This window comes from Rummeliibacillus sp. G93 (assembly GCF_023515935.1).
Classification (GTDB): domain Bacteria; phylum Bacillota; class Bacilli; order Bacillales_A; family Planococcaceae; genus Rummeliibacillus; species Rummeliibacillus stabekisii.
The window spans coordinates 1,523,584-1,547,839 of sequence record NZ_CP097314.1 but is presented as its reverse complement, the minus strand read 5'-3'; the positions used below and the strand labels follow the sequence as shown (position 1 = coordinate 1,547,839).

At 36.8% G+C, this 24,256-nt stretch carries 22 protein-coding genes and 1 other annotated feature; of the genes, 4 read left to right on the top strand and 18 right to left on the bottom strand.

Features of this window, described 5'->3' with window-relative positions; translation table 11 throughout:
• Positions 1–10 precede the first annotated feature (10 nt).
• The 4 genes from M2M59_RS07730 to M2M59_RS07715 form a co-directional block, all read right to left on the bottom strand.
• Positions 11–2,062, bottom strand: a complete 2,052-nt coding sequence (locus M2M59_RS07730; protein WP_249775916.1) for a carbon starvation CstA family protein — start codon at positions 2,060–2,062, stop codon at positions 11–13.
• A gap of 245 nt (positions 2,063–2,307) precedes the next feature.
• On the bottom strand, positions 2,308–3,219 hold the full coding sequence (locus M2M59_RS07725; RefSeq protein WP_066786941.1) for a pseudouridine-5'-phosphate glycosidase: 912 nt from the start codon (positions 3,217–3,219) through the stop codon (positions 2,308–2,310).
• On the bottom strand, positions 3,216–4,325 hold the full coding sequence (locus tag M2M59_RS07720) for a carbohydrate kinase (protein ID WP_371923811.1): 1,110 nt from the start codon (positions 4,323–4,325) through the stop codon (positions 3,216–3,218). The genes M2M59_RS07725 and M2M59_RS07720 overlap by 4 nt, the downstream gene beginning before the upstream one ends.
• Before the next feature lie 145 nt (positions 4,326–4,470).
• The gene (locus M2M59_RS07715) at positions 4,471–5,853 is read right to left on the bottom strand and encodes an amino acid permease (protein ID WP_249775986.1); all 1,383 of its coding nucleotides are present in this window, start codon (positions 5,851–5,853) and stop codon (positions 4,471–4,473) included.
• A gap of 674 nt (positions 5,854–6,527) precedes the next feature.
• On the opposite strand from M2M59_RS07715, the gene M2M59_RS07710 reads away from it, so the two are divergent.
• Positions 6,528–7,076: a cysteine hydrolase family protein gene (locus M2M59_RS07710; RefSeq protein WP_249775914.1), complete on the top strand. Its 549-nt coding sequence runs from the start codon at positions 6,528–6,530 to the stop codon at positions 7,074–7,076.
• Positions 7,077–7,122: 46 nt separating this feature from the next.
• On the opposite strand, the gene M2M59_RS07705 is transcribed toward M2M59_RS07710, so the two are convergent.
• A complete protein-coding gene (locus tag M2M59_RS07705; RefSeq protein ID WP_147193517.1) occupies positions 7,123–8,562 on the bottom strand; it encodes an MDR family MFS transporter in 1,440 nt (479 codons plus the stop codon).
• Positions 8,563–8,691: 129 nt separating this feature from the next.
• On the opposite strand from M2M59_RS07705, the gene mscL reads away from it, so the two are divergent.
• Positions 8,692–9,069: a large conductance mechanosensitive channel protein MscL gene (mscL, locus tag M2M59_RS07700; RefSeq protein WP_147193518.1), complete on the top strand. Its 378-nt coding sequence runs from the start codon at positions 8,692–8,694 to the stop codon at positions 9,067–9,069.
• A 166-nt stretch (positions 9,070–9,235) separates the two neighbouring features.
• Here the strand turns inward: mscL and M2M59_RS07695 are convergent, their stop codons facing one another.
• Positions 9,236–9,832 (bottom strand): SCO family protein, encoded by a 597-nt coding sequence (locus M2M59_RS07695; RefSeq protein ID WP_147193519.1) that lies wholly within the window; start codon positions 9,830–9,832, stop codon positions 9,236–9,238.
• A 92-nt stretch (positions 9,833–9,924) separates the two neighbouring features.
• Positions 9,925–10,047, bottom strand: a complete 123-nt coding sequence (locus tag M2M59_RS07690) for a YvrJ family protein (protein ID WP_084246878.1) — start codon at positions 10,045–10,047, stop codon at positions 9,925–9,927.
• A gap of 231 nt (positions 10,048–10,278) precedes the next feature.
• Here M2M59_RS07690 and M2M59_RS07685 point away from each other — a divergent pair, with 231 nt between their 5' ends.
• Positions 10,279–10,707 carry a DUF2621 domain-containing protein gene (locus M2M59_RS07685; RefSeq protein ID WP_066786929.1) on the top strand — a complete coding sequence of 143 codons (429 nt, stop codon included), beginning with the start codon at positions 10,279–10,281 and terminating at the stop codon, positions 10,705–10,707.
• A 41-nt stretch (positions 10,708–10,748) separates the two neighbouring features.
• On the opposite strand, the gene M2M59_RS07680 is transcribed toward M2M59_RS07685, so the two are convergent.
• The 7 genes from M2M59_RS07680 to M2M59_RS07650 form a co-directional block, all read right to left on the bottom strand.
• Positions 10,749–11,249 (bottom strand): CcdC family protein, encoded by a 501-nt coding sequence (locus M2M59_RS07680; RefSeq protein WP_147193520.1) that lies wholly within the window; start codon positions 11,247–11,249, stop codon positions 10,749–10,751.
• Positions 11,250–11,272: 23 nt separating this feature from the next.
• The gene (locus M2M59_RS07675) at positions 11,273–11,632 is read right to left on the bottom strand and encodes a response regulator (protein ID WP_184117490.1); all 360 of its coding nucleotides are present in this window, start codon (positions 11,630–11,632) and stop codon (positions 11,273–11,275) included.
• A 26-nt stretch (positions 11,633–11,658) separates the two neighbouring features.
• The gene (locus M2M59_RS07670; RefSeq protein WP_147193521.1) at positions 11,659–12,369 is read right to left on the bottom strand and encodes a cytochrome c biogenesis CcdA family protein; all 711 of its coding nucleotides are present in this window, start codon (positions 12,367–12,369) and stop codon (positions 11,659–11,661) included.
• A 338-nt stretch (positions 12,370–12,707) separates the two neighbouring features.
• On the bottom strand, positions 12,708–14,099 hold the full coding sequence (gene argH / locus M2M59_RS07665) for an argininosuccinate lyase (protein WP_249775913.1): 1,392 nt from the start codon (positions 14,097–14,099) through the stop codon (positions 12,708–12,710).
• Entirely contained in the window at positions 14,096–15,307 is a 1,212-nt protein-coding gene (locus M2M59_RS07660; RefSeq protein WP_147193523.1) for an argininosuccinate synthase, read from the bottom strand. Before M2M59_RS07660 ends, argH begins: the two co-directional genes overlap by 4 nt.
• A 247-nt stretch (positions 15,308–15,554) precedes the next feature.
• Positions 15,555–16,310: an SDR family NAD(P)-dependent oxidoreductase gene (locus M2M59_RS07655; RefSeq protein ID WP_249775912.1), complete on the bottom strand. Its 756-nt coding sequence runs from the start codon at positions 16,308–16,310 to the stop codon at positions 15,555–15,557.
• Positions 16,297–17,241, bottom strand: a complete 945-nt coding sequence (locus tag M2M59_RS07650; protein WP_147193525.1) for an MBL fold metallo-hydrolase — start codon at positions 17,239–17,241, stop codon at positions 16,297–16,299. The genes M2M59_RS07655 and M2M59_RS07650 overlap by 14 nt, the downstream gene beginning before the upstream one ends.
• Before the next feature lie 120 nt (positions 17,242–17,361).
• Positions 17,362–17,569: a binding site (T-box leader), on the top strand.
• Between the two features lie 78 nt (positions 17,570–17,647).
• Here M2M59_RS07650 and proC point away from each other — a divergent pair.
• Positions 17,648–18,463 carry a pyrroline-5-carboxylate reductase gene (proC, locus tag M2M59_RS07645; RefSeq protein WP_249775911.1) on the top strand — a complete coding sequence of 272 codons (816 nt, stop codon included), beginning with the start codon at positions 17,648–17,650 and terminating at the stop codon, positions 18,461–18,463.
• A gap of 73 nt (positions 18,464–18,536) precedes the next feature.
• Here proC and M2M59_RS07640 read toward each other — a convergent pair whose 3' ends face one another.
• The 4 genes from M2M59_RS07640 to M2M59_RS07625 form a co-directional block, all read right to left on the bottom strand.
• Positions 18,537–18,857: an LPXTG cell wall anchor domain-containing protein gene (locus M2M59_RS07640; protein WP_249775910.1), complete on the bottom strand. Its 321-nt coding sequence runs from the start codon at positions 18,855–18,857 to the stop codon at positions 18,537–18,539.
• Between the two features lie 111 nt (positions 18,858–18,968).
• Positions 18,969–22,046 (bottom strand): AAA family ATPase, encoded by a 3,078-nt coding sequence (locus M2M59_RS07635; protein WP_249775909.1) that lies wholly within the window; start codon positions 22,044–22,046, stop codon positions 18,969–18,971.
• Entirely contained in the window at positions 22,043–23,212 is a 1,170-nt protein-coding gene (locus M2M59_RS07630; RefSeq protein ID WP_249775908.1) for an exonuclease SbcCD subunit D, read from the bottom strand. Before M2M59_RS07630 ends, M2M59_RS07635 begins: the two co-directional genes overlap by 4 nt.
• 166 nt (positions 23,213–23,378) lie before the next feature.
• Positions 23,379–24,146, bottom strand: coding sequence for an alpha/beta hydrolase (locus tag M2M59_RS07625; RefSeq protein WP_249775907.1), 768 nt, complete (start codon positions 24,144–24,146; stop codon positions 23,379–23,381).
• Positions 24,147–24,256: the final 110 nt, after the last annotated feature.

Genomic DNA, 24,256 nt, shown 5'->3' with positions numbered 1-24,256 from the left:
CTCCTATCCTTTATGCACTTCGTTTATAGACGGTTTCATGAAGCGTTACTTTTTTATTACCTAATACTTTGAACCAAATTCGTAGAGCGGAAATAAAGACAGTAATCACGACAATCATAAAGATGGCACAAAGAGCTGCATCTACATAATCATTGACTAAAACTTGACGCATTTGAGCTATAGTAGCTGCAGGTGCCAATACTTCCCCTTTATCAAGCGCATTTTGAAATACTTTCGCATGTGATAAGAAACCGATTTTAGGGTTGTCATGAAACAGTTTTTGCCACCCCGCTGTCATTGTTACAACTAACAATAGAGTGGTTGGTAGCAATGTGACCCATGTGTAAACTTTTTTCCCCATTTTAAAGAGAATAGTTGTTCCCAAGACGAGCGCAATCCCCGCGAGCATTTGGTTGGCGATACCAAATAACGGCCAAAGTGTATTAATTCCACCTAATGGGTCTACAACACCCTGATAGAGGAAATACCCCCACCCTGCAACACATAGTGCCGTAGCAATAATGTTCGGTATCCAGGCATCTGTCTTTGCGAATGGTTTATAGAAATTCCCTATTAAATCTTGAATGATAAAACGGCCAACCCTAGTACCCGCATCGATAGTCGTCATAATAAACAACGCTTCAAAAAGAATGGCAAAGTGATACCAGAAAGCCATCATAGTCGTTCCGCCAATTACTTTCGAGAATATGACTGCCATTCCGATTGCTAATGTAGGAGCTCCACCCGTTCTTGAAAGAATAGAAGCTTCACCTACCTGATCGGCAAGCCTTGTTAAATCATCTGGAGTCAATTTAAAACCCCAATCACTTATTGTAGCAGCTACAGTAACAGCATCAGTACCAATTGCAGCTGCAGGGCTGTTAATAGCAAAATAGATGCCTGGTGTAAGAACACATGCTGCAATCATGGCCATCACAGCTACAAAGGATTCAGTAAGCATAGCACCATAGCCGATCGCTCTCGCATGTGACTCACGTTCAATCATTTTTGGAGTAGTACCTGATGAAACTAATGCATGGAACCCTGATACCGATCCACAAGCTATAGTAATAAATAGGAATGGGAAAAGGTTACCCGAAAAGACAGGACCAGTACCATCAATAAATTTGGTTACTGCAGGCATTTCTAATGAAGGAGCTACAATTAATATGCCTAGCGCCAAGCCGGCAATAGTTCCTACTTTTAAAAACGTACTTAAATAATCACGCGGAGCCAGCAAAAGCCAAACCGGCAATACAGAAGCAATAAAACCATAAGCGATCATCATAAGAGCAATTGTTTCACCTTTAAAGGTAAACATTTGCGCTAACGTTTCATGTTCTGAGACATATTGTCCGAAATAAAGAGATAATATTAATAGAATAATACCGATGATTGAACCTTCGCCCACTCTTCCCGGACGGATATACCTCATATAGATCCCCATTAAAATAGCAATAGGAATCGTTGCTGCGATGGTGAACATACCCCAAGGGCTACCCGCTAAAGCCTTAACAACGACTAGAGCCAATACAGCTAATAATATGACCATAATGCCTAAAATTCCTACCATTGCAATAATGCCTGTTACTTTGCCAATTTCATCTTTAATCATTTCACCTAACGATTTTCCGTCGCGTCGCATTGATCCGAATAGAATAATAAAATCTTGAACTGCTCCAGCCACCACAACGCCTACCACAATCCAAAGTGTTCCAGGCAAATAGCCCATTTGTGCAGCTAAAATTGGCCCAACAAGCGGACCCGCTCCTGCAATAGCCGCAAAATGATGTCCAAATAAAACCCATTTATTCGTAGGAACATAGTCTTTTCCATCATTGTTTACTACTGCTGGCGTTTGTCTAGAATCATCGAGCTGAAAAACCTTATTCGCTATAAATTTACTGTAAAAACGATAGGCAATAGCATAAACGCAAAGAGCTGCGGTCAAAATCCATATTGCATTGATACTTTCACCACGTTTTAAAGCAACATAACCAAAACTTATTGCCCCAATAGCAGAAATTACTCCCCATAATAAGATGGATCTTAATGCTTTCAATTTTCCTGCCCCCTTATGATTCTAATTCTGTATAAATCTCTTTTTCTCTCCTCCTGACAAAAGATTAATATACAGTTTATTCTGAATTATATAATAATATAATCTGGAAAACAAAATAATTTTAATGTTTATATATATAAAGAAGAAACTCGACAATTTTAAAAGTATTTCTCCAAAATAAAAGGCCTTAATCTTTCAGATTAAGGCCACTCATTTTCTATTCTATTTATCTAATCTGTTAATACTTAAAGTTGATTGTAGTTGACAGCTAGTTTTGCACCAATCACTGCATTATTTTTCACTAATGCAATGTTGGCATCAAGACTTTTACCTTTTGTTAGTTCTTTTACCTTTCCTAATAAGAAAGGAGTTACATTTTTACCCGTAATTTGTTTTTCTTCTGCTTCTTTTAATGCAGATTCAATCACTTCATTAATTACAGATTCGTCCATTGCATACTCTTCAGGAATTGGATTGGCAATAACAGCTCCGCCTTTAAGGCCTAAATCCCATTTCACTTTTAATGTTGAAGCAATTGTCTCTACATCTTCTGCTTTAAAGTTGACGGGGAATTCGCTTTTGCGTGTATAGAAAGCTGGTAGTACGTCTGTGTTATAACCGATTACCGGTACACCTTTTGTTTCAAGATATTCCATAGTTAATCCTAAGTCTAGAATAGATTTAGCTCCAGCACAAACTACTGCCACATTTGTTTGACCCAATTCCTCTAAATCTGCTGAAATATCCATGGTGTTTTCAGCACCTCTATGAGCACCGCCAATACCACCCGTAACAAATATATTGATTCCAGCTGCTTCTGCACAAATCATTGTTGCAGCTACAGTAGTTGCTCCAAGTTTTTTTGTAGCAAGCAAATAAGCTAAATCACGGCGTGACGCTTTCGCTACATCTGAGCTCTTGCCGAACATTTCTAATTCCTCATCTGATAGGCCAATTTTTATTTTTCCATCCACTATAGCAATTGTTGCTGGGACTGCCCCATTATCACGGATTATTTGCTCTACTTCACGAGCTGTTTTTACATTCTGCGGATAAGGCATGCCATGAGAGATAATGGTTGACTCTAAAGCCACTACTGGTTTCCCTTGTTCTTTTGCTGCACGTACTTCCTCAGATAAAGTGATGTATTCATTCATGATAATTCCTCCATGTCTTTTTGTAATTGTATTGCGGATAAATTTTGTCTAACCGTATATGGAGATGCTAATGTTTTTGAAGCATTCACACTTGCAGCTCTAGCTATTTCGGTTAAAGGTTTTCCTTCTAGCCAAGAGTAAATTACAGCAGATGAAAACGCATCTCCCGCTCCTGTTACATCAGCAATTTCATCGACTGGGATGGGTGGGATATGTAGGATTCCTTCATTTCTATTACCTATCATAGACCCCTCTTTGCCATTTGTGATGACTACATTAGCAATACCTAAATCTAGCCACTTTTCAACAGCCTTTTTCCAATCTTCATTTGTTTTAATTTCAGTTTTAAAGTAAGTTTCCGATTCATCTCGGTTGGTAATTATCCATGATACCCCTGCCAAATCATCTGGCAAGCGATTCATTTTCGGAGATGAAACAGGAATTATTACAATTGGCAAGTTATGACTTTTAGCAAAGCTGCACAAAAATTGGATGGTTTCCTTAGGGCAATTCAAATCTGCCACAATGCATTTGGATTGACTTAATAAAGCTTCATTTTTCAACAGCAAATCAGGCGTGATAGCTTCATATACTTCCATATCTGCAAGGGCTATTATTAATTCACCCTGTGCATCCAAAACAGCAGTATAAGAACCTGTTGCCTTTTCAGGGAATTTAGCTACTGTATCAAGCTTCATATAAAGAGATGATGCGTCTTCAATGAATGACCAATCCATATCAAGACCACTTGCAGATAACAGCGACACATCACAACCAAGTTTTCCTAAATTCTCTGCAATATTACGGGCTACTCCTCCAGCATTTTGGGTAGTGTAACTTGGATTCGAAGTGCCTAGTTGAGCGCTATCTTTGATATGAAATTTACGATCAATATTGGCTCCGCCAACACATATGATTTGTTCGGATTCACTTAAAATATAGGCCCTACCCAAAATATTACCTCGTTTAGTTAAACCAGAAATCATATTAGCAATTGATGGACGCGATAAGCCTAGCATCTCTGCAAGCTCTTGCTGCGATACATAAGGATTCTTACGTATTGCATTCAAAATCAACTGCTCTTTATCAGTTATTTTTTCAGGCATCTTATCACCTTTCAAACATTTGTTTATTAACCAAACATTTGTTTAATCATAATATGTTTTCTAGCTGTTGTCAATAAAAATATGAAAGCCTTTTCATTTTAATCAACAAAAAAAGAAGCAGGAATATACCTGCTTCTTTTTATCGTTAATCTTTAAACGTAAAATCCATTTCCTCTGGTTTAACAATTTTAGACTTTCTGACAAATTTATAACCAAAGAACAAGATTAAAAATAATGGAATACCTAGATAAGCTGCTACTACACTTCCCCAGTCAACTTTATCAGCTAAAAAGGCTTGGAAGTTTTGTGCAATAATCACAATTATACCGCATGCAACTGCGAAAATCGGTCCAATCGGGAACCACTTGGCACGATAAGGCAATTCATCTAATGAATGGCCTTGCGCTAAAAATCCTTTTCGGAAACGATAATGGCTTACTGAAATACCTAACCAGAATATAAATCCAGTAATACCAATGGCATTCATTAACCACAAGTAAACAGTTCCATCACCGAAAAATGATGCTAAGAATGCAAGTGCGCCAATTGCACAAGTGAAAATCATACTCACTACTGGTACACCGCGTTTATTTAATTTACCAAAAATTCGAGGTGCTTGTCCCTCCTTCGCCATTGAAAACAGCATACGAGTTGAAGCGTAGACACTTGAATTTCCTGCTGATAATACGGCAGACAATATAACTGCATTCATAAGAGACGCAGCGAAAGCAATCCCTGCTTTTTTCAATACTAATGTAAATGGACTCACCATAACTGAATCATTTTGTAAATTGGCATTTGTATATGGAATTAATAATCCTATTACAAAGATAGCAAAAACGTAGAATAACAAGATCCGCCAAAATACGCTTTTGATTGCTTTAGGAACATTTTTGGCAGGGTCTTCACTTTCCCCTGCTGCTACACCGACAATCTCAGTCCCTTGGAAGGAGAAACCAGCCGCAATAAAGACTACGAATACTCCTAGAATACCTCCTGAGAAAGGCGCGTCACCCATTGTAAAGTTTTTAAACCCTACTGCTTCGCCACCCATAATTCCGAAAATCATTAAGACTCCGACAATTAAGAAAATAACAATAGCACTAACTTTGATTAACGATAGCCAATACTCACCTTCACCATAGCCTTTAACTGATAAATAATTTAGCAAGAATATAATAGCTAAAAATGCGCCGCTCCAGATCCATGACGGGCTATCCGGAAACCAAAATTTCATAATCATTGTAGATGCGGTCAATTCCGCAGCAATTGTCATTGCCCAGTTAAACCAATACAACCAACCTATTGAAAATCCAAAAGCAGGGTCAACAAACTTGGAGGCGTATGAACTAAACGATCCACTTGTTGGCATATATGCAGCCATTTCTCCTAAGCTTGTCATAACAAAATAGACCATTGCTCCAACTAACATATAACCGAGCAGCGCTCCACCTGGCCCTGCTGTATGAATGGCTGAACCACTGCTTAAAAATAAACCAGTACCAATCGCACCGCCAATTGAAATCATTGTCAGATGGCGAGATTTTAATTTTCTCTTTAAATGTGTTTCTTCCTGTGCTCCCGCAGATATTTCCCCTTGTTTAACCAACACTTTTTGTTCATCTTGTTGCAAAGTCAATCAGAACACCCCTTTGTAAGCGGTAACATTTATTAGTATGAGGCTTTAAAGCAGCAAATTTGCTAATCATTGTGTTCTACAAATATAGTTTTCAAACCGCTATACAATAAAGCGACCTAAAATAAAGTGTCAGCCTACTGATTTCTAAAACTTTATACTAGAAATATAATTTAAAATTGTCGAAAGTGTCAATGTTTTTTTCGACAACTTTCGCTTCTCCATAAATATAACCATATAAAAAAAGCTTCCCTTGCGCAGTAATCTGCATAAGAAAAGCCTAGAAGATCATCTTTTATTCATGTTTATTTTAATGAATCGGGATTTCGATAAAATCAAAAGCAAGATTTAGAAAGAAGATAGAATGTATAAAAACAAAGAGCAATGCTTGCTTATTTAACTTTTTTCCTACAGTTTGATCCATTAGCTCCAACACCCTTCTTGTTTTTTGTTATTATAGTCTAGATAATATAAATATGCAAAATATTTTTTATTTTAAGTTTTTTCGTAATTACCCTTCAATTATGTCATGATATATGTAAAGACACAAAGGAGCTGTTTATTAAATGGAGAAAGCATTAATTATTATTGACTATACGTATGATTTTGTAGCTACAGATGGGTTGCTTACTTGTGGAGAGCCTGGACAAATGATTGAAGAAAAGATGATTGAACACATCAATGAATTTGTAAACAAAGGAGAGCTAGTGATTTTTGCTTGTGATTTGCATGAAGAAAATGATCCATTCCATCCAGAAACTGCACTTTTCCCTTCTCATAATATAAGGGGAACAAAAGGCAGAGAATTATACCATAGCGTCCAGACTCTGTACGAAGAGATAAAACACCTGCCTAATGTCAAATGGATGGACAAAACACGTTATAGCTCTTTTGCCGGAACCAATTTGGAACTGCTATTACGAGAAAGAAAAATTAATGAATTATATTTGGCTGGCGTGTGTACAGATATCTGTGTATTACATACAGCTGTCGATGCTTACAATTTAGGATATCACCTCCATATTTATTCTGATGCAGTTGCAAGCTTTAACCAAGATGGCCATACATGGGCTCTAAGACACTTTAAAGAAGCTTTGGGCGCGAATGTTTTATAAAAAAAGAACCCATTAAACAATTACTCGTTTAATGGGTTTCTTTTTGTTATGCTTCGGTTTTTCTTTTAGCGATAAAGATGGAGAAAATAAATCCTATAATCGCAAAAATAAACGCCCCTGTATAAACAGAGTGAATGCCGCCAGCTATAATATTTATAATACTTTCGATTTGTTCTGGCGAAAATAACTTCGTGTCAAATGTACCGTTTAAATTGATATGGCTTGCATGCATGTCAGCAAGTTTACTACTTGTAGCAGTATTGAACAGTACACCAAAAACTGCTGCACCAATAGATTGGCTAAATGTATTCGTGAACGAATTCAAACCTATTCCAATTCCAAACTGTTCTTTTTTTACAGAGGCTTGTACTGTAATAATTAGCATTGGTGCGATAAAACCCATGCCAAGTCCTAAAAGCCCTGTTGATAGATAGACAAATAACGGTTGTGTTGTAGAAGATAAGAACATCAGCATAAATGTCGCAATCAATAAAAAGACAGTACCTGTCATAATGTTTGTTTTACTTGTAACACGTCCAATTAAATTACCTGCAATGATGGCGCCAACTGTCCACATCACTGATAACGGCGTTAGCATTAAACCAGCTGCAGTAGCGTTTTTTCCTAAAACAGCTTGTGCATATACTGGCAAGTATGCCGATAAGCTAATGACGATACCAAAGCAAAATAACGTCAAGCCATTAACTATATTTAACTTCTTATTTTTAAATAATGAAAGTGGGATAATAGGCTCACTTGCCCGTCTCTCAACAGCAATAAATAAACCTAAGAATAATAAAGCTAGAATGTACATAATAATTTGTTTGACTGTAAGCCATTCTTGTGTATTACTCCCTGTAATCAGAGCATATAGCAAGGAGACCATTCCAACAGAGAAAAGAAATGCCCCAGCGTAGTCGATTGAGCGTTTGACAATTACACGTTCTTCTTCGTAGTATTTAGCAATTAAAAATATAGCACCGAGTCCAAATGGTATATTTAGCAAGAAGATAAAGTGCCATGTTAATTGATCGACTATGAAGCCCCCAATCAACGGACCTACAACTCCGGCAACTCCCCATACCATACTGATATATCCTTGTCCTTTTGCGCGTTTTTTCTCTGTTTCGAAGAGTTCGCCAACAATAGTTAAGGTAATCGGTAAAATGGATCCTGCTCCAATCCCTTGAATAGCACGGAAGATGATGAGCATTTCCATTGAAGTCGCGATACCACACAATAAGGAACCTAATAAGAAAATACTAATACCTATCATGATCATTCTTTTTCGGCCAAATAAATCTGCTAATTTACCAAAAATAATAGCGGCAATCGCGGATGTTAGTAAATAAGCAGAATAAATCCAACTAATAAGTTCAGCCCCTGAGAGGTCTGAGGTAATACTTGGAATGGCAGTCGATACGATTGTCCCTTCAATCGCTGCCAGCGCCGTTGCTAATAAGACAGCGGCAAAAACTTTATTCATATATACAACCTCTATTCTAATAAATAATCGTCAAATATTAATATTATCATGAAATAAGTGTTTTACCTAGAGGTGAATTACTAGATTTGATATGATGGGTGTGACTTTAAATAGAAAGAGGAAATTAGTTTGTGGGAAGATTTTAAGAAGTTTGCTTTAAAGGGTAATGTCATACAGTTAGCTATAGGGGTAATAATCGGTGGAGCTTTTAGCAAGATTGTTTCTTCTTTAGTGAATGATATTATTATGCCGATTTTTGCACTTTTCCTTGGAAAAGTAGAATTTAAAGAGTTACATTACCATAAAATCATGTATGGTGTTTTTATTCAAAATGTTGTAGATTTCTTTATTATCGCTTTTTCCATCTTTTTCGTGACAAAAATAGCCTCGAAACTTGAATTTCGTAAAAAAGAAGAAACAGCAGATGATGTACCAGTGGAGACTACAGAAGATGTTTTGAAAGACATAAGGGATTTGCTAAAAGAAAATCAAAAAAAGAATACTTAAATGGAACAGGAAAGGCGAACATATACAATCTGGCTTATATGATTCGTCTTTTATTTATGCTTGGGGTTTAGTAAGAAATAAAGAAAACCCAATCCACGCGCCATTTTTACGCGATGATTGGGTTCAATTTGGTTTTAAAATATTTATAAAGATAATTTCAATTTAATTATTTTCCATCTTCAATGATTGTTTCCATATCTACAGCAATCGTATCATATGGTACTTCTTTATAACCACTATAACTCTTAACAACGACGCCTTCTTGGTTAACTAGGAAAAAACTTGACCCGTGAATTACTTGATTGGAGTTAGGATCATCTTTGACAAATGTTTTAAAGGATTTAAGTGCAAGATTAGCAATATCATCTTGTGAGTACCCTGTAAGTAGGTCCCATTTAGAAGTGTCTGGAACAGGATATTGTTTTAAATATTTTTTAAGCTTTTCAGGTGTATCTGTTTTAGGGTCCACACTAAAGCCGACAATATTGTAATCCTTTAATCCCTTTTCTTTAAAATCCTTTTGAATCGCTGTCATATTCATAGTCATCGGTGGACACACTGTTGTACAGCTCGTAAAGATAAACATGGCAAGCCAAGGTTTTCCCTTTAAGCTGTCGAGTGAAACTTTCTCACCATTTTGGTTGGTATAGTTAAAATTTTGTACTTTCCAATCCGTTTCAGCCTTAAAATTGCCACCGCCGCATGCAGATAATAAAATCGCCGATACGATTAATAAGCATGGTAAGAATAGTATTTTTTTCATATAACTTTCACCTCATGTACGATATTCCTAACTAAATTGTATCATAGAATAGACTCGCACAAAAAAATTCTTTGGTCAACTTTGTGAATCTTCTACTTCAAATCTAAGAGTGCCTCGTGAATTGCTTGTAACTTGGTTTCCACTCGATGCATGAGATAGAATGACACAAAAATAGGGAAACCTATTTCTTGTATGAGTGAGACCCATTCAGCCAACGCATTTCCTCCTCCCTTATCTCCTACCTCTTTAACACAAATAGCTTCTTTAATTCTTTAACGGAAAATCACTCTCCATCCATTGAGCAACTTAACTTTCCTGAAGTTCAATTATAAAAGGTATTCAATTACTCCCCCTCCTTATTTCCTATATAGACATTTCTAGTGAAAAGGAGACTAATAGATGCAAATTTATTACTTTCCTTTTATAATGGTGATGAGGTGAATAGTGTGTTAAACGGCTGGTTTTTAGTCTTTATATTATTTTGGGTAGTTGTACTCGTTGGTCTATTTGCTATTGGTGGTTTTTTCATGTTCCGCAAGTTTTTAAAATCTATGCCAAAAGATGATGGCAAATCCACACTAGATTGGCAAGATTACTATGTACAAAAAACTTTGCACATGTGGCAGCCAGAAGAAAAAGCGTTGCTAAATGAGCTAGTAAGCCCAGTTCCAGATTTATTCCGAGATGTAGCAAAACAAAAGATAGCTGGAAAAATTGGTGAGCTTGCTCTTGAAGAAAGAGCAAAAAAAATTAACATGGACCTCATCATTAGAGGATACATACAGGCCTCACCGAAAAGGGATCATAAGTTTTTGCGCAAAAAACTTAATCAAATGCAAATTGATATATCCCCATACGAAGATATTTTAGAATAACAAAAGGTTCTTTTCCTTTAAGGAAAAGAACCTTTTGTTATTTATGGCTGTTGCTGTAAATGTAATTGTTTTTCCAACTTTTTGTATTGGATCAACATAGCTATACGCCAAGGTGCAATCATAGAGTATGCAAGCAAGAAGAAAATTCCTCCAAGCTCTCCTAAATGGATAGTGTTGCTTAAATAAACTTTAACAACAGTTCGTATTATCAACAACCCTATTAAAATAAAGAAGAAAGCTTTTGATGGTTTTAGATATACATCTCCATCGACAATATGGAATTTAGAAGTAGCAATCAATACTGTTGAAAAAATCACTCCAACTATAACTACCTCAAATACTTGCGGCCACGGCACTCGGAAATAATCAAAACAAAACATTAAAGCACCTGTAGACATAGCAATTGGCGGTATAATTATCTTCCTTGCACTTGCAGGCTTTTTAGCAGATCTCGCACGGATAAACATCATCATGATGCCCATGAATACGACAGCCACTGTTGAGCCTACCAACATATATTGAGAAGGTATGGATTGTAGCATAAAGGTCACCTATCTTTTAATAATTATTCGGTCATTTGACGTATAGTTGCGGCTAAACGTTCCCTCTCAAAAGGTTTAATAACAAAATCCTTTGCTCCATATTTCAGCGCTTGAAGGATCAATTTTTGTTGGCCTAATGCACTTACCATACAAATTTTAGCATTAGGATCTTCTTTTATGATTTCTTTCGTTGCTTCCAAACCAGACATAATAGGCATTGTCACATCCATCGTGACAATATCAGGGTTCAACTTAAGATATTGCTCAATTGCTTCTTTGCCATTTACTGCTTCACCAACAACTTGAAATCCCGCTTCTACTAGCATGCCTGATATCGCTTGACGCATGAATGCTGCGTCATCTACTACTAAGACTGTTGACACCTTTTCACCCCATCACCATTCCTAAACTAGAATCCTTGGAAACCACCAAATAGTGGCGATATTAACCGGTTAAAATAAGTCATACCATCGAAAAATAGAACTATGCCGACTACTATCATAATATAGCCGCCGACTTTAACGATTTTTTGGCTATTTCTTCTAATCCAATTCATACGAGAAATAAAGAACGAAAGAACAAAGAAAGGAATAGAAAAGCCTAAAACATAAGCCAACATATACCAAATCGCTGAATCTGGATGGGTAGAACCCAATAGCATAATAGACCCCAGAATTGGACCGGTACATGGAGTCCATCCAGCCGCAAATACTAACCCAATTAGTATAGACCCAATGTATCCTGATGGTCTACTTTTTAACTCAAATTTACGGTCTTTCATTAAAAATTTTGGTGTAAAGATGCCAGTAATCACTAAACCAAAAACAACGATAAGAATTCCGCCTACTTGGCGTATTAACTCATCATATCTTACGAATATACCTTTCACAAATGAAGCTCCAAAGCCTAAAGCGATGAAAATCATTGAAAATCCAATTAAGAAAAAGACAGTATGCAAAATAGCTCTTCTTTGCATCATTCCTTTTTGACTCTTTAGCTGATCAAAGGATACACCTGTTATGTAAGATAAAAACGCTGGATAAAGAGGCAGCGTGCACGGCGAAATAAAGCTTAAAAATCCAGCTCCAAACGCCAGAAAAACATTAACGTCAGTATTCATTTATGTACGTCGCTCCTTTTGATTATTGTTTCTATCGTAACAAACTTTGTACGAAATAACATAAATTTAGGGTGTGACATATTTTTGAACTTTGTGATGATACACCTATTGATTTAAGTTATAGTTGTTAAAACGCTTGCTATAGAGAAGGCTTTTCTCGTTTTAACACAATACTTTTTGGCCCTCATTTGGATACTTTCCACAGAATATTTCAATACTTGGGCAATCTATTGCTATTATTATAAGGCGGAATGACAAGAAAAGGGAAGTCTTTTTGGTGCAATATCTTGAAATCGAAGAAAAACCAGCCCCCCATTGGAAACTGGTCGTGATTTTCATTACATACTTATTAGAGAACTTAAGATATCTTGTGCTTTTTCAATTTGCTTCCGAACTTCTTCAAATCCTGTTCCACCCTGAGAGTTACGGCGACTAACTGCTGTTTCAGGAGCTAATACTTTGAATACATCGCTTTCAATAAGAGGGCTCGCTTGTTGCATCTCTTCTAATGATAAATCCAGTAAAAAATTGCTATGTTCTATACAGTAATATACTAACTTACCCGTAATTTCGTGTGCTTCCCTAAATGGCAAACCTTTTGTCACTAAATAATCTGCTAATTCGGTAGCATTTGAAAAATCATTATGAACTGCTTTATTTAAACTATCTTGGTTTATGTTCATAGTACGAATCATTCCCTCAAATATACGCAGTGAGCCAGTAATTGTATGAAGTGTATCAAACATGCCTTCTTTGTCTTCTTGCAAATCTTTATTGTAAGCAAGTGGCAAGCCTTTCATTACCGTTAGCAAACCGATCAAATTGCCATATACACGGCCTGTTTTTCCCCTTATTAACTCTGCCATGTCTGGATTCTTTTTCTGCGGCATAATACTCGAGCCAGTTGAAAAAGAGTCATCTAATTCAATAAATCTGAATTCCTCGCTCGACCAAAGAATAATTTCTTCCGCCAATCTAGATAAATGTGTCATCAGCATTGAGCTATTGCTTAAAAATTCGATTATGAAATCACGGTCGCTTACAGCATCTATGCTATTTTGGTAAATATCTGAGAATCCCAATAGATTTGCAGTCAACTCTCTATCAATTGGAAATGTAGTTCCAGCCAAAGCTCCTGCTCCTAGAGGTGATAGATCAATTCTGCTGATTGACTCACTAAACCGTGATTTATCTCTTTCAAGCATCCAAAAATAGGCCATTAAATGATGCGCAAACGAGATAGGCTGAGCACGTTGCAAATGAGTATAACCAGGAGCTATCGTTTCAATATGTTCTTTTGACTTTTCAATAATTGTATTTTGCAAAGATATGATAAGAGCAATTGTTTTCTTTACGTGTCTTTTTAAAAACAGATGCATATCCGTTGCAACTTGGTCATTTCTACTTCGTCCCGTATGCAATTTTCCACCTACAGGGCCTACAATATCGATGAGCATTTTTTCTAGATTTAGATGAATATCTTCTTGCTCAACGGAATAGTGGAGCTCATTTTCTTCTGCCTTCTTCTGTAGTGTATGAAGGCCTTTTTTGATAGCGACAACTTCTTCGTGGTTAAGAACTCCCGTAGTACCGAGCATCGTCACATGGGCAATACTTCCTTCCAAATCTTCCAAGACTAATTCTTGATCGAAGCTGATGGATGCGCCGAATTCATCTACCCATTGTTCGGCTGCTTTTTGGAAGCGCCCTCCCCATAGCTTGCTGCTCATACTTGCACCTTCTTTGTTTCCTTGTTGTTGATCATAGCATTAACTTTTGTAGGAAGACCAAATAACTCAATAAATCCAATCGCTGAATTATGATTAAAAGCATCATCTTTTGTATACGTAGCTAGCTTTTCATCATATAAAGAGTTAGGTGATTTACGACCTTCTACAATTGCATGACCTTTAAACAATTTAACGCGTACGGTGCCGTTAACAAACTTCTGCGTTTCTTTAATAAAGGCTTCTATGGCAATACGTAATGGTGAGAACCAAAGACCTTCATAAATTAATTCGGTTAACTTCTTCTCGACTACTGGTTTGAAATGAGCCAATTCTTTTACCAGCGTTAAATCTTCTAATTCTTTATGCGCAAGAAGAAGAGTGTGAGCACCAGGCACTTCATATACCTCACGTGATTTAATACCAACTAAACGATTTTCCACATGGTCAATGCGTCCAACTCCATGTTTGCCTGCTAGTTCATTTAGTTTTAAAATCAGATCTGCCAACTTATACTCTACTCCATCGATTGCAACAGGTACTCCTTTTACAAATTCAATTTCTAATGTATCTGCTGTTTCAGGCGCATCTTCTAGGGATACAGTCAACTCATACGCATCTTCTGGCGGTGCTGCCCAAGGATCTTCTAAAATGCCACATTCATTTGCACGTCCCCAGAGATTTTGATCGATTGAAAAGGGGCTATCTAAATTGATAGGAATAGGAATGTTTTTAGATTTTGCATAATCAATCTCTTCCTCTCTACTCCATGCCCATTCTCTCACAGGCGCCAATACTTCTAAATCTGGGTTTAAAGATTGTATAGATACTTCAAAACGAACTTGGTCGTTCCCTTTCCCTGTACAACCATGTGCCACTGCAGTTGCTCCTGTTTTTTCTGCAATTTCAACGAGTTTTTTTGAAATAAGCGGTCTTGATAATGCTGATACAAGCGGATATTTTTGTTCATACCATGTATGACCTTGTAATGAGAGGAGCGCATATTCCTCTGCAAATTCATCTTTCGCATCTACCATATACGACTCTGAAGCACCGACCTCGAGTGCTTTGTTCTTTACAAAATCCAAGTCCTTACCTTCCCCTACATCTAAACAACAAGCAACCACTTCATATCCTTTGTCCTTCAACCATTGGATTGCTACAGATGTATCCAAGCCTCCTGAATAAGCTAATACTACTTTTTTTGACATTGCCCATTCCTCCTTTATGTATTTTTATACATATTTATTTTATATTTATGCATTTATGTTAACATGTAATATTTATTAATTCAAGTGAATGTTCATGCATTTTAATAAATTATTTGTTTTTTCACTTGAATCAGTCTTTTTTACTCAAATTTCATTCAGTACTATCCACATAGGAAATCTTCATTTTCAAAACACAAAAATAGCGGTAATACGTATAGTACGTATCACCGCTATAAGAATAAAACTCTTACTTTTTATAAAAAAAACTCTTCCCCAGCTTCTCAATCAACGCCGGTGCTACAGCATAAAATTTGCTTGTAATGCCCATAACTCTCGGCAAATTGACTTCCCTTATTCTTGTTCCTATTGTACGGATTGTAGCATCCGCCACTTTCTCAGGTTGGAGTAATATGTTTTTCATAGCACTCCTATAGGAGGCTGTACGGTCCGCTTTATCTAGAAACGGTGTATCAATAGGACCTGGATGTATACAGGTTACAGCAATGCAATAGGGTTTCAGCTCCATTCGCAATGCATTAGTATAACCAATGAGTGCATGTTTTGTCGCTGCATAGATAGCGGACTTTGGAGTTGCTACTTTCCCTGCTTGCGAGCCTATATAAATCAGCTGACCGTATCCTTTTTCTTCTTTCATTTTTGCAGCTAAATACTTCGTTAATAAAATGGGTGCCTGTACGTTCACTGAAATCATGTCCATAATATCCTGATTCTCTGTTTCTGTGGCATACTCAAATGTACCAATACCAGCTGAAAAAATTGCAACATCTAGCTCTGGCAACTGATTTACTAACCCCAACACACCTTCTGCATTTGATAAATCACTTTGTATTACGGTAATACCTTTTGAACGGATCTCTTCTAAAGCCGATAAATTTCGGCCTGTTGCAATTATATTATCACCACGTTCAGCAAGCTTTAATGCAATGAGACGTCCTACTCCAGACGTTGCACCAGTAACCAAAATGGTTTTATTTTTTTTCATACCAAAATACTCCATTGGAATCCGTTTCTTCTCTAATTAACTCACAATCTAGCAAATAATCGATTTGACCGATTGTTTGGGAAAGGGTCAGACCCAGTTGTGATTCATAATGTGTAGGGAAGATTATTTTAGTCAGCTCAAATGTATTTTGAGGCTTTCCTTCTAATAAACTTAATACTTTCATTGCTCGAAGATGCTGCTTTTCAAGCCTTGCATTCACTAGTTCTGAAACATTATGAATATCGCCACCATGTCCACTGTATAGGACATCTATTGGTAATGTTAATAGTTTTTTCAATGAATTGTTATATTGTAACAATGATTTAGCTCTTTTAGACTTTGGATTCAACGGTGGTTCTATTAACGGATTAGAAGCGATACGATCCAGGAGCAGGTCACCACCAAAAATACATCTTTTCTTTTCGTTCCAAAAAGCAAAATGACTTTGTGCATGACCTAGTGTTTCTATTGCAACGAGTCCAGGATGACCTGGTATTTCATCTCCTTCATGTATAAGGTCGGTCAAAGTACGCTCCCCAAGCATTTCTATCGAACGAGTCATTTTTTTAACCCATCCAAAGTATTTTTCTGGTACCCCTTCCTCTTTCATCCGATCGAGGTAAAAATCATAATGTGAATTAAGGAAAACGGGGTCACGTCGTAGCCACGCATCTATATAAACATGCCCTAATACTTTGGCGTTAGGAAATGCATCAATTAAACCAATATGGTCTGGATGGTGATGCGTTAGAATTACTTGTTCAATATCAGTCATTTGATAACCGGCATTTTTTATTCCCGCTTCCATTGCTTCTAAAGCAACACTTGTTTTGGTTCCTACATCAATAATGGAAAGCGCATCATCTTTTAGTAAATATGAGTTAACCGTTCCTTCTGGGTATGGAACAGGTGTCGTTATTTTTTGTATCATACCAAAACCCCTTTTGCTTAAATGAATTACTATTCACTTTATTGTATCTCTTTTTAGAGGAATCGTCATTCATTTGATTTGACAGATTTAACAATTTTGCCTATAATCTCATTTACATATCTAAAAGCGAAGACGAAGAATAGTACACAGAAAATTTGTTTCAAGAGAATGCGGCCCCGTGCTGAAAGCTGCATATTCAAATTTCTTTGGAACCTGCTTCCGAGCTGCTATGCAAACATAGCCGTAACTCTGCGATAAAGGGCAATAGTTGTGCTGCACTCGCAGCGAAACAAGGTGGTACCGCGGATTCTGCATTTTCGTCCTTTTTAGTTAGGATGAAAATGCTTTTTTATTTGCAAGTATAATTTCCGCGCTTATAGAAAAATTACATGTAGGAGGCGATTATATGGAGACAATTGTATTTGCAGGCGTTGGAGCAATGGCAGAAGCAATCATTCAGGGCTTTGTGAAAGAAGGTGTCGTACCGCCGAGAAACATGTACGTTATGAATAAATCGGATAAAGAAAAGCTACAAAAAATTGCTCATAAATATGGAGTCCAAATCGTCTGTGAAAATCGCGCCATTTTAGCGAAAGCAGATCTTTTAATCCTCGCTATGAAACCAAAAGATATCCAAGGAGCCATGGAGAATCTATTTCCTTATCTAGGTGCAAATACCACTGTGTTATCGGTGGCAGCTGGTGTCTCTATGCAGTCCATTGAAGAGAAACTTGGCAAACGCCCTGTTGTGCGGGTCATGCCAAACACATCTGCTTCAATTGGCATGTCTGCAAGTGGTATAGCGTTTAATCGCTTAGTTACTGATTCACAAAAAGACGTATTTATAGGCATGCTTGAAGCCATTGGATTAGTTATTGAAGTCGAGGAAGATGAGTTGCATGCAGTCACGGCATTATCGGGCAGCGGTCCTGCCTATCTATACTATTTGGTCGAGGCTTTCGAACAGGCTGGTATGAAATTTGGGTTAAGCCAAAAAACAGTACGCAATTTAGCTGTTCAAACGATTGCCGGCGCTGCAGAAATGTTAAAACAAACCGATGAAGAGCCTAGCGAATTAAGAAGGAAAGTGACAAGTCCCGGCGGAACAACAGAAGCAGGCATTAAAGCATTAGAAGAACATGATTTCAAAGAAATTATTATGGCCTGTGTACAAAATGCGGAAGCTAAATCGCGCGAACTATCAGCTTTATTGGATAAATAAAAATGCAAATCTGTAATAAAAAAGCTATTGATGTATATATACATCAATAGCTTTTTGTCTTAAATAGACTAATTTATTTATTTTTAGTTTTTTCATTGCTACGATTTGCTGTTTTAGAACGACTTGTAATCAAAGCCAATAATAAAAAGAACCCTGCAATTGAAAAATATAAACCTGAATGGTTTGCTTCTACACCTGTTTGGGGTAGTGTATTTTGTACAAATTCTGCTTTATTAACATCATGTGAGCTAGCAACAGTTGCTGTATTACTTTCCACACTCGTTAAATTGGTAGAAGAAGCCGTTTGTGCATGGGCATAAGAACCTTGTCCCATCAAAAAAGTGAGTCCTAGAATACCAGAACATACTAGATTTATACAATATTTCTTTATCATTTTTTCACACCTCAACATTAATATACAAACATGCTCTTTGTAGACTTTACGTCCCATCGCCCCATTATATACCTAACATCGAGATTAGGCTATTTTTTTCTTATAAGTTTGCTATTTTAAAACGAATTTTGTATGACTATGCCCTTCCTTGCTTTTCTTCACTTCTAATAGAGCGGGCATTGCGTCTTTTAATTCGGCCACATGCGAAATAATACCAACAATCCTACCATTATTCTGCAGATCAATCAGTGTTCGAATTGCTTTATTTAATGCTTCTTCATCTAACGTGCCAAATCCTTCATCAATAAACATCGTGTCAATTTGAATATTGCCTTGGAATGATTGAATAACGTCGGACATACCAAGAGCTAATGATAAGGATGCGTTGAACTTTTCGCCACCTGATAGAGTTTTTACATCTCGTTTTTGTCCAGTATACGCATCATAGACATCTAAGCCTAAACCACTCTGTTTTCCCCTTGCTTCTTGTCGGTCACTTCTAACAAGTCTATATTGTCCCCCTGACATTGGATGCAATCTCGTATTGGCTGCATGGATGATTTGCTCCAAATATTCAATTTGCAAAAAGCGTTCAAAAGAAATCTTCAATGAATTCTGACCACGTAAGACATTATACAAGTCTATAATTTTCGCAGTTTTTTCTTCTAACTGCTGTATCTCTTTACCGCTTTCTTCTATTTCTTTTACCAACCGGTGCCCATCTGCTTGATACTTTTTAATAGCATGGATTTGTTCATTTAAACTCTTTGCTTCCAATTGAATAGCGGCAAGCTGACGCTCTAAATTAGTTTCATCTTTTGTTTGTTGGCCTGCATATTCTTCCACGCCTGCTTTAATTTGCTCCTTCAATGCGTATAAATGCAATTTATATGCTTCATAGGAAGATTCCAATGTTTCAATGTCTGAAAGCTTCAGCCTCGCTGCTTGATAGGCGCTTCCTTGATCAAAACCCGCAGAATAGACCGCTTCTTTAAACTGACTTTGCGCCTCTTCTAAGGCTTGTTTAGCCAAGGTATGATTTTTCTCTGCACTATCGATTGTTGCTCTAAGAGAGACAACCTTATTCTTCGATTGTTCTATTTTCTTTTCTATTACTTCATAATGCCTAACTAACTCAGCTTTTTTAAAAGATAGCTCTTTAATTTTTGAAGTCAATGCTTGTATAGAGGAAAGGCCAGCTGGAATCTCCTTTTGTAAGCTTTCGTATTCTCCTCGTACTTGATAAAAGCTCTCAAGATTTGCATTTTTCTCTAGTTCAAGAGTTGAATATTTTTGTTGTAACATTTCCCTCTTATCATCAAGTAGCTGCTTCTCTTGTCGAAGTACTTCTAACTTCTTCTTTTGTCGCTTTAAATCGTTGACTTCTTGCTCTAATAGTTGAAACTCCTGGGAGACTTTTTCACCATCTGTCGGCTCCATATCCAATCTACGTAGCTCTTCTTCCCACTGAAGACTTTGTTGTCTACCGGCATTTACACTGGCTTGGTATTCAAAGTAAGCTGTAGAAGCTGTATCAGCCTCGTATTTCAATGCAGACAATTGCTGCTCTGTTAGCGAAATATCATGATTGCCTTCTAGCGATCGATGTTCCAAGCTTCCGCAAACAGGACATGGTTCACCATCCACAAGCTTTGTGGCAAGGACACTTGCTTGGTTATTAATCCATTTCTTTTCTTCACGCTCATAGTTTTCAAGTTTTGTTTCATACATTTGCTTTTTGGCTTTTTCATCCATGAGCAACTGTTCTAAAGATAACATTTGTCTCTGCCACTTTTGCCAAGTTGATTGTTTTCCTTTTAATTCTGTTAGAGTGACGACCTTTTCATCATAGGTTTCTAATTGTTTATGAAGTGATGTAATTTGTGTTGCATGCTGATTTCGTTGATTATCAACCGTCTCTAAGTCAGCTGTAATCAACTTCAATCGATTAGTAAAGTTCTCAACATCTAGTTGTCTTTTCGATAATTTTTCAGAAACCTTCTCAAGTTCATTGAGCTTCACTTCAAGCTTTTGCAATGTTGAAAGCTCAATAGTGAGCTGCTCTATCATTGGCATATTCTGTTTTGCTTCGTTGAATTCCACTTCTAGCTTTTGATGCTCCATTGTTGTGAGTCGAAATTCTTCTTCCAACTTGGCTAATTCTTGTTCTTTCTGCTTCTTTTCTTGTAATTTTTCATAGTATCTTTCTTCTATCGGAATAATATGGCTGGCTTTTTTAGCATTTTCAATTCTTTGCTTTATTTGTTCAAAATGCTCTTTTTGTTCTTCTAACCGTTTCAGCTCTGCTTCTTTTTCCTTATAAGATATTAGACGTTTGTTAAACTCTTTTGTTTCAACAAGAAGGGTATGATGTAAGTTGATTTTCAAGTTAAGCTCTTGGATTAAAGCTTCTTTTTCAGCCTGCTGCTCTTGGTAATATTGTACCTCTTCAGCTAACGCAAATAGCAACTGGTAAATATTAATATGTTCTGCGCTTAACACTTCGTTGAGATGTGAATTACGTTCTGGTATTACGGATTGAATTTGTTTAATATATAAGTCTCTCTTTGCATGCGCTTTTTCTAAAGAATTCATTGCTAAGTCTCTTTTAATTTTTAAACTATCCGCTAAATGTCGATAGGATTCCGTTTTAAAAATTTTCCGCAGAATAGCTTCTTTATTCTCCGTTTCTGACGTTAGCAACTTACGGAATTCTCCTTGTGGCAACATAACTATTTGTTTAAATTGATCCTTCGATAAACCTATCAGTTCTTCCATTTTCCGATTTATTTCTGTGAGTTTTTGTGATTCAACTACTGGCTTTTCGCCATCAGATTCCACTTTAACAAATTCCAATTTATCGCCAGTAGCATTTTTATTTCCTTTTTTCTTGTGAGCTAATTGACGAAAAATACGGTAAGTGCTGCCCTTAATTGTAAATAAAAGTTCAGCTGATGTATGAATATCCTCTGCTGCAAAATGGCTACGTATTTCCCTTATTTCCGCTCTGTCTTCACCACTAGCAGAACCATATAAGGCAAAACAGATTCCATCAAAAATTGTTGTTTTCCCAGCACCAGTCATTCCAGCAATAACGAAGAGTCTATGTTCCCCAAGCTCCCTAAAATCAATGATTTCTGTTTGTTTGTATGGACCAAATGCGGTTAATTTCAGCTGTAATGGCTTCATTTGGATTCCACCTCAATTTCTTGCTTGTGAAGTAATTCTTCTTGTAATACTTCTTTGAACAGGTCAAGCGTATCCGAATCTGGTTCTTGTCCCGTAATTTCATAATAAAAAGCCTCGAACAATGTCACATCATCCATTTTTCTCTTTGATATATTTTCTTGTAACGGTTTATTTCTATAATCTAACAATGATAAGCGTTCCACATGCATCGCATTTGGATAGACGGATCTAATCTTTTCCATTGGAGATATAATGGGACTTTCATCTAACAACTTGATAAACAAATAATCTTCGCAAGTCGGTGACACTAATATTTGTTCCATTGTATTTTCGATCGTTCTCATATCTCGTTTTGGCAATAAGGGTTTCTTGGTTGTTGTAATTTGCCCAGCACCATCTATTTCAACAATTAAATAACTCTTTTTATGATTTTCTTCAGAAATAGAATACTTCAACGGCGAACCCGAATATCTAATTTTTTCTGAATCGACAAAGTGTGCTTGGTGCAAATGCCCAAGAGCAGTGTAATGAAAAGGCTCAAAAAGCTTGGAATCAATACATTCAGATCCCCCAATAGATAACGGTCTTTCAGCGTCAGAAGGATTTTGTTCTTCCGCCCCATTCTTTGTAACGAAAGCATGTCCAATAAAAACATGTCGGGCTTTAGGATCCATCTTAGGGACAATTGATTCGATAATCTTTTCCATCGCTTGTTGCTGTGTTCTTATAGCTGGATCTTGGTAAAGATATCGAACTTGCGTTGGATCTGTATATGGTACAAGGTGAAAATGAACTTCTCCCGTATCATCTTTTAAAATAACCGGTGTTTGATCTAACGACAGATTCCCGATTAAATGAAGCCCACGTGAAGCCATAAAACGCGCACCAAAGTGGATACGATTCGAGCTATCATGATTACCTGCTATTGCAAGAACTGGTATCTCACGTTTGATCACTATTTCAAAGAATATGTTATCTAACAGTTGGACTGCCTCAGTTGGTGGAACAGCACGATCATATAAATCTCCTGCTATGATAATAACGTCGGGTTTTTCCTTATCAATTTCTGCAATAAATTGTTGTAGTATATATGCTTGGTCTTCAATCATGGAGACCCCTTGTACATATTTCCCTAGATGCCAATCAGCCGTATGGAAAATTTTCAACAGTCTCACTCCATTCGATAAATATTTTCTTTATCATACCATATATGTAGCAAACGAATGTTCTGAAATAATAGGGCTTTTTGATGACTCTTTATAATATAAAAAAAGAACATCACGTTATAAAAGTGATGTTCTTTCTCTGTATAATTTTTTTACCGCTATAATACTAGGCATGAAGCATTTGAGCTTCTGTAGACCAATCTAATTCATCAAGGAAATGTAGAGTATCTTCAAACACTTTTTCACGTTCTTTACCTAAAGTTATAATATGGCCAGAATTTTGATACCAGATGATTTCTTTTTCATCTGCTTCAACAGTTTCATATATATATGGTGCACTCTCTTGGTATAAAGAGTCATCCAATTTGCCTTGTAGTACTAAAGTAGGTGAATGGATTTCTTCTATTTCATCAGAAGTATGCTGAATCATCTTTTGGACCTCATCCAAAGCCTGTCTTGGCATAGCTTTTAATGCGTCTAATTCAATTTGAATTTGATTATCGTCTTTACCCTCTAGTTTTTTATATACTTGCGCATAATTGTATAAGCGTTCGAAAAGACCTTCTTTTGATTTACGTTTGATCGGTGCACACATTGATACCACACCTTTAACAGGAAATTCTGCTCCTACTTTTAAGGTGAAGACTCCACCTAAAGAAATACCTGCTACTGCAATTTCCTGATAGCCAAGTTCTTTCAAGTGATGATATCCCCGTGTTACATCTTCCCACCAATACTTCGCACCATATTTCAAGATTTCTTCAGCGCTGACCCCATGACCACGATACATTGGCGCATGACAAGTATAGCCTTGCTTGTTTAAAAATTGACCTAATTTTTTAACGTCTTTTGTGCTTCCTGTAAAACCATGCAATAATAAGACAGCTCTGTGGTCCCCTTTTAATGTAAATGGTTGAGGTGCTAATAACTTCATTGTTTAAAACTCCTTTTTATATAATGAGCATATAATAGTTAATTCCTTGTCAAACAAAAATCACTATTTTAATCTTTATTTTGAGGAAAACGCTCAATATTTGTTCACAA

What these genes read in the sequence shown, in the direction of transcription:
- M2M59_RS07725 (WP_066786941.1), bottom strand. Translation starts at nt 3,219, where the DNA reads ATGAATGAATACATCACTTTATCTGAGGAAGTACGTGCAGCAAAAGAA.
- M2M59_RS07720 (WP_371923811.1), bottom strand. Translation starts at nt 4,325, where the DNA reads ATGCCTGAAAAAATAACTGATAAAGAGCAGTTGATTTTGAATGCAATA.
- M2M59_RS07715 (WP_249775986.1), bottom strand. Translation starts at nt 5,853, where the DNA reads ATGATTTCAATTGGCGGTGCGATTGGTACTGGTTTATTTTTAAGCAGT.
- M2M59_RS07710 (WP_249775914.1), top strand. Translation starts at nt 6,528, where the DNA reads ATGGAGAAAGCATTAATTATTATTGACTATACGTATGATTTTGTAGCT.
- M2M59_RS07705 (WP_147193517.1), bottom strand. Translation starts at nt 8,562, where the DNA reads ATGAATAAAGTTTTTGCCGCTGTCTTATTAGCAACGGCGCTGGCAGCG.
- M2M59_RS07695 (WP_147193519.1), bottom strand. Translation starts at nt 9,832, where the DNA reads ATGAAAAAAATACTATTCTTACCATGCTTATTAATCGTATCGGCGATT.
- M2M59_RS07680 (WP_147193520.1), bottom strand. Translation starts at nt 11,249, where the DNA reads ATGCTACAATCCATACCTTCTCAATATATGTTGGTAGGCTCAACAGTG.
- M2M59_RS07670 (WP_147193521.1), bottom strand. Translation starts at nt 12,369, where the DNA reads ATGAATACTGACGTTAATGTTTTTCTGGCGTTTGGAGCTGGATTTTTA.
- argH (WP_249775913.1), bottom strand. Translation starts at nt 14,099, where the DNA reads ATGAGCAGCAAGCTATGGGGAGGGCGCTTCCAAAAAGCAGCCGAACAA.
- M2M59_RS07660 (WP_147193523.1), bottom strand. Translation starts at nt 15,307, where the DNA reads ATGTCAAAAAAAGTAGTATTAGCTTATTCAGGAGGCTTGGATACATCT.
- M2M59_RS07655 (WP_249775912.1), bottom strand. Translation starts at nt 16,310, where the DNA reads ATGAAAAAAAATAAAACCATTTTGGTTACTGGTGCAACGTCTGGAGTA.
- M2M59_RS07650 (WP_147193525.1), bottom strand. Translation starts at nt 17,241, where the DNA reads ATGATACAAAAAATAACGACACCTGTTCCATACCCAGAAGGAACGGTT.
- proC (WP_249775911.1), top strand. Translation starts at nt 17,648, where the DNA reads ATGGAGACAATTGTATTTGCAGGCGTTGGAGCAATGGCAGAAGCAATC.
- M2M59_RS07640 (WP_249775910.1), bottom strand. Translation starts at nt 18,857, where the DNA reads ATGATAAAGAAATATTGTATAAATCTAGTATGTTCTGGTATTCTAGGA.
- M2M59_RS07635 (WP_249775909.1), bottom strand. Translation starts at nt 22,046, where the DNA reads ATGAAGCCATTACAGCTGAAATTAACCGCATTTGGTCCATACAAACAA.
- M2M59_RS07625 (WP_249775907.1), bottom strand. Translation starts at nt 24,146, where the DNA reads ATGAAGTTATTAGCACCTCAACCATTTACATTAAAAGGGGACCACAGA.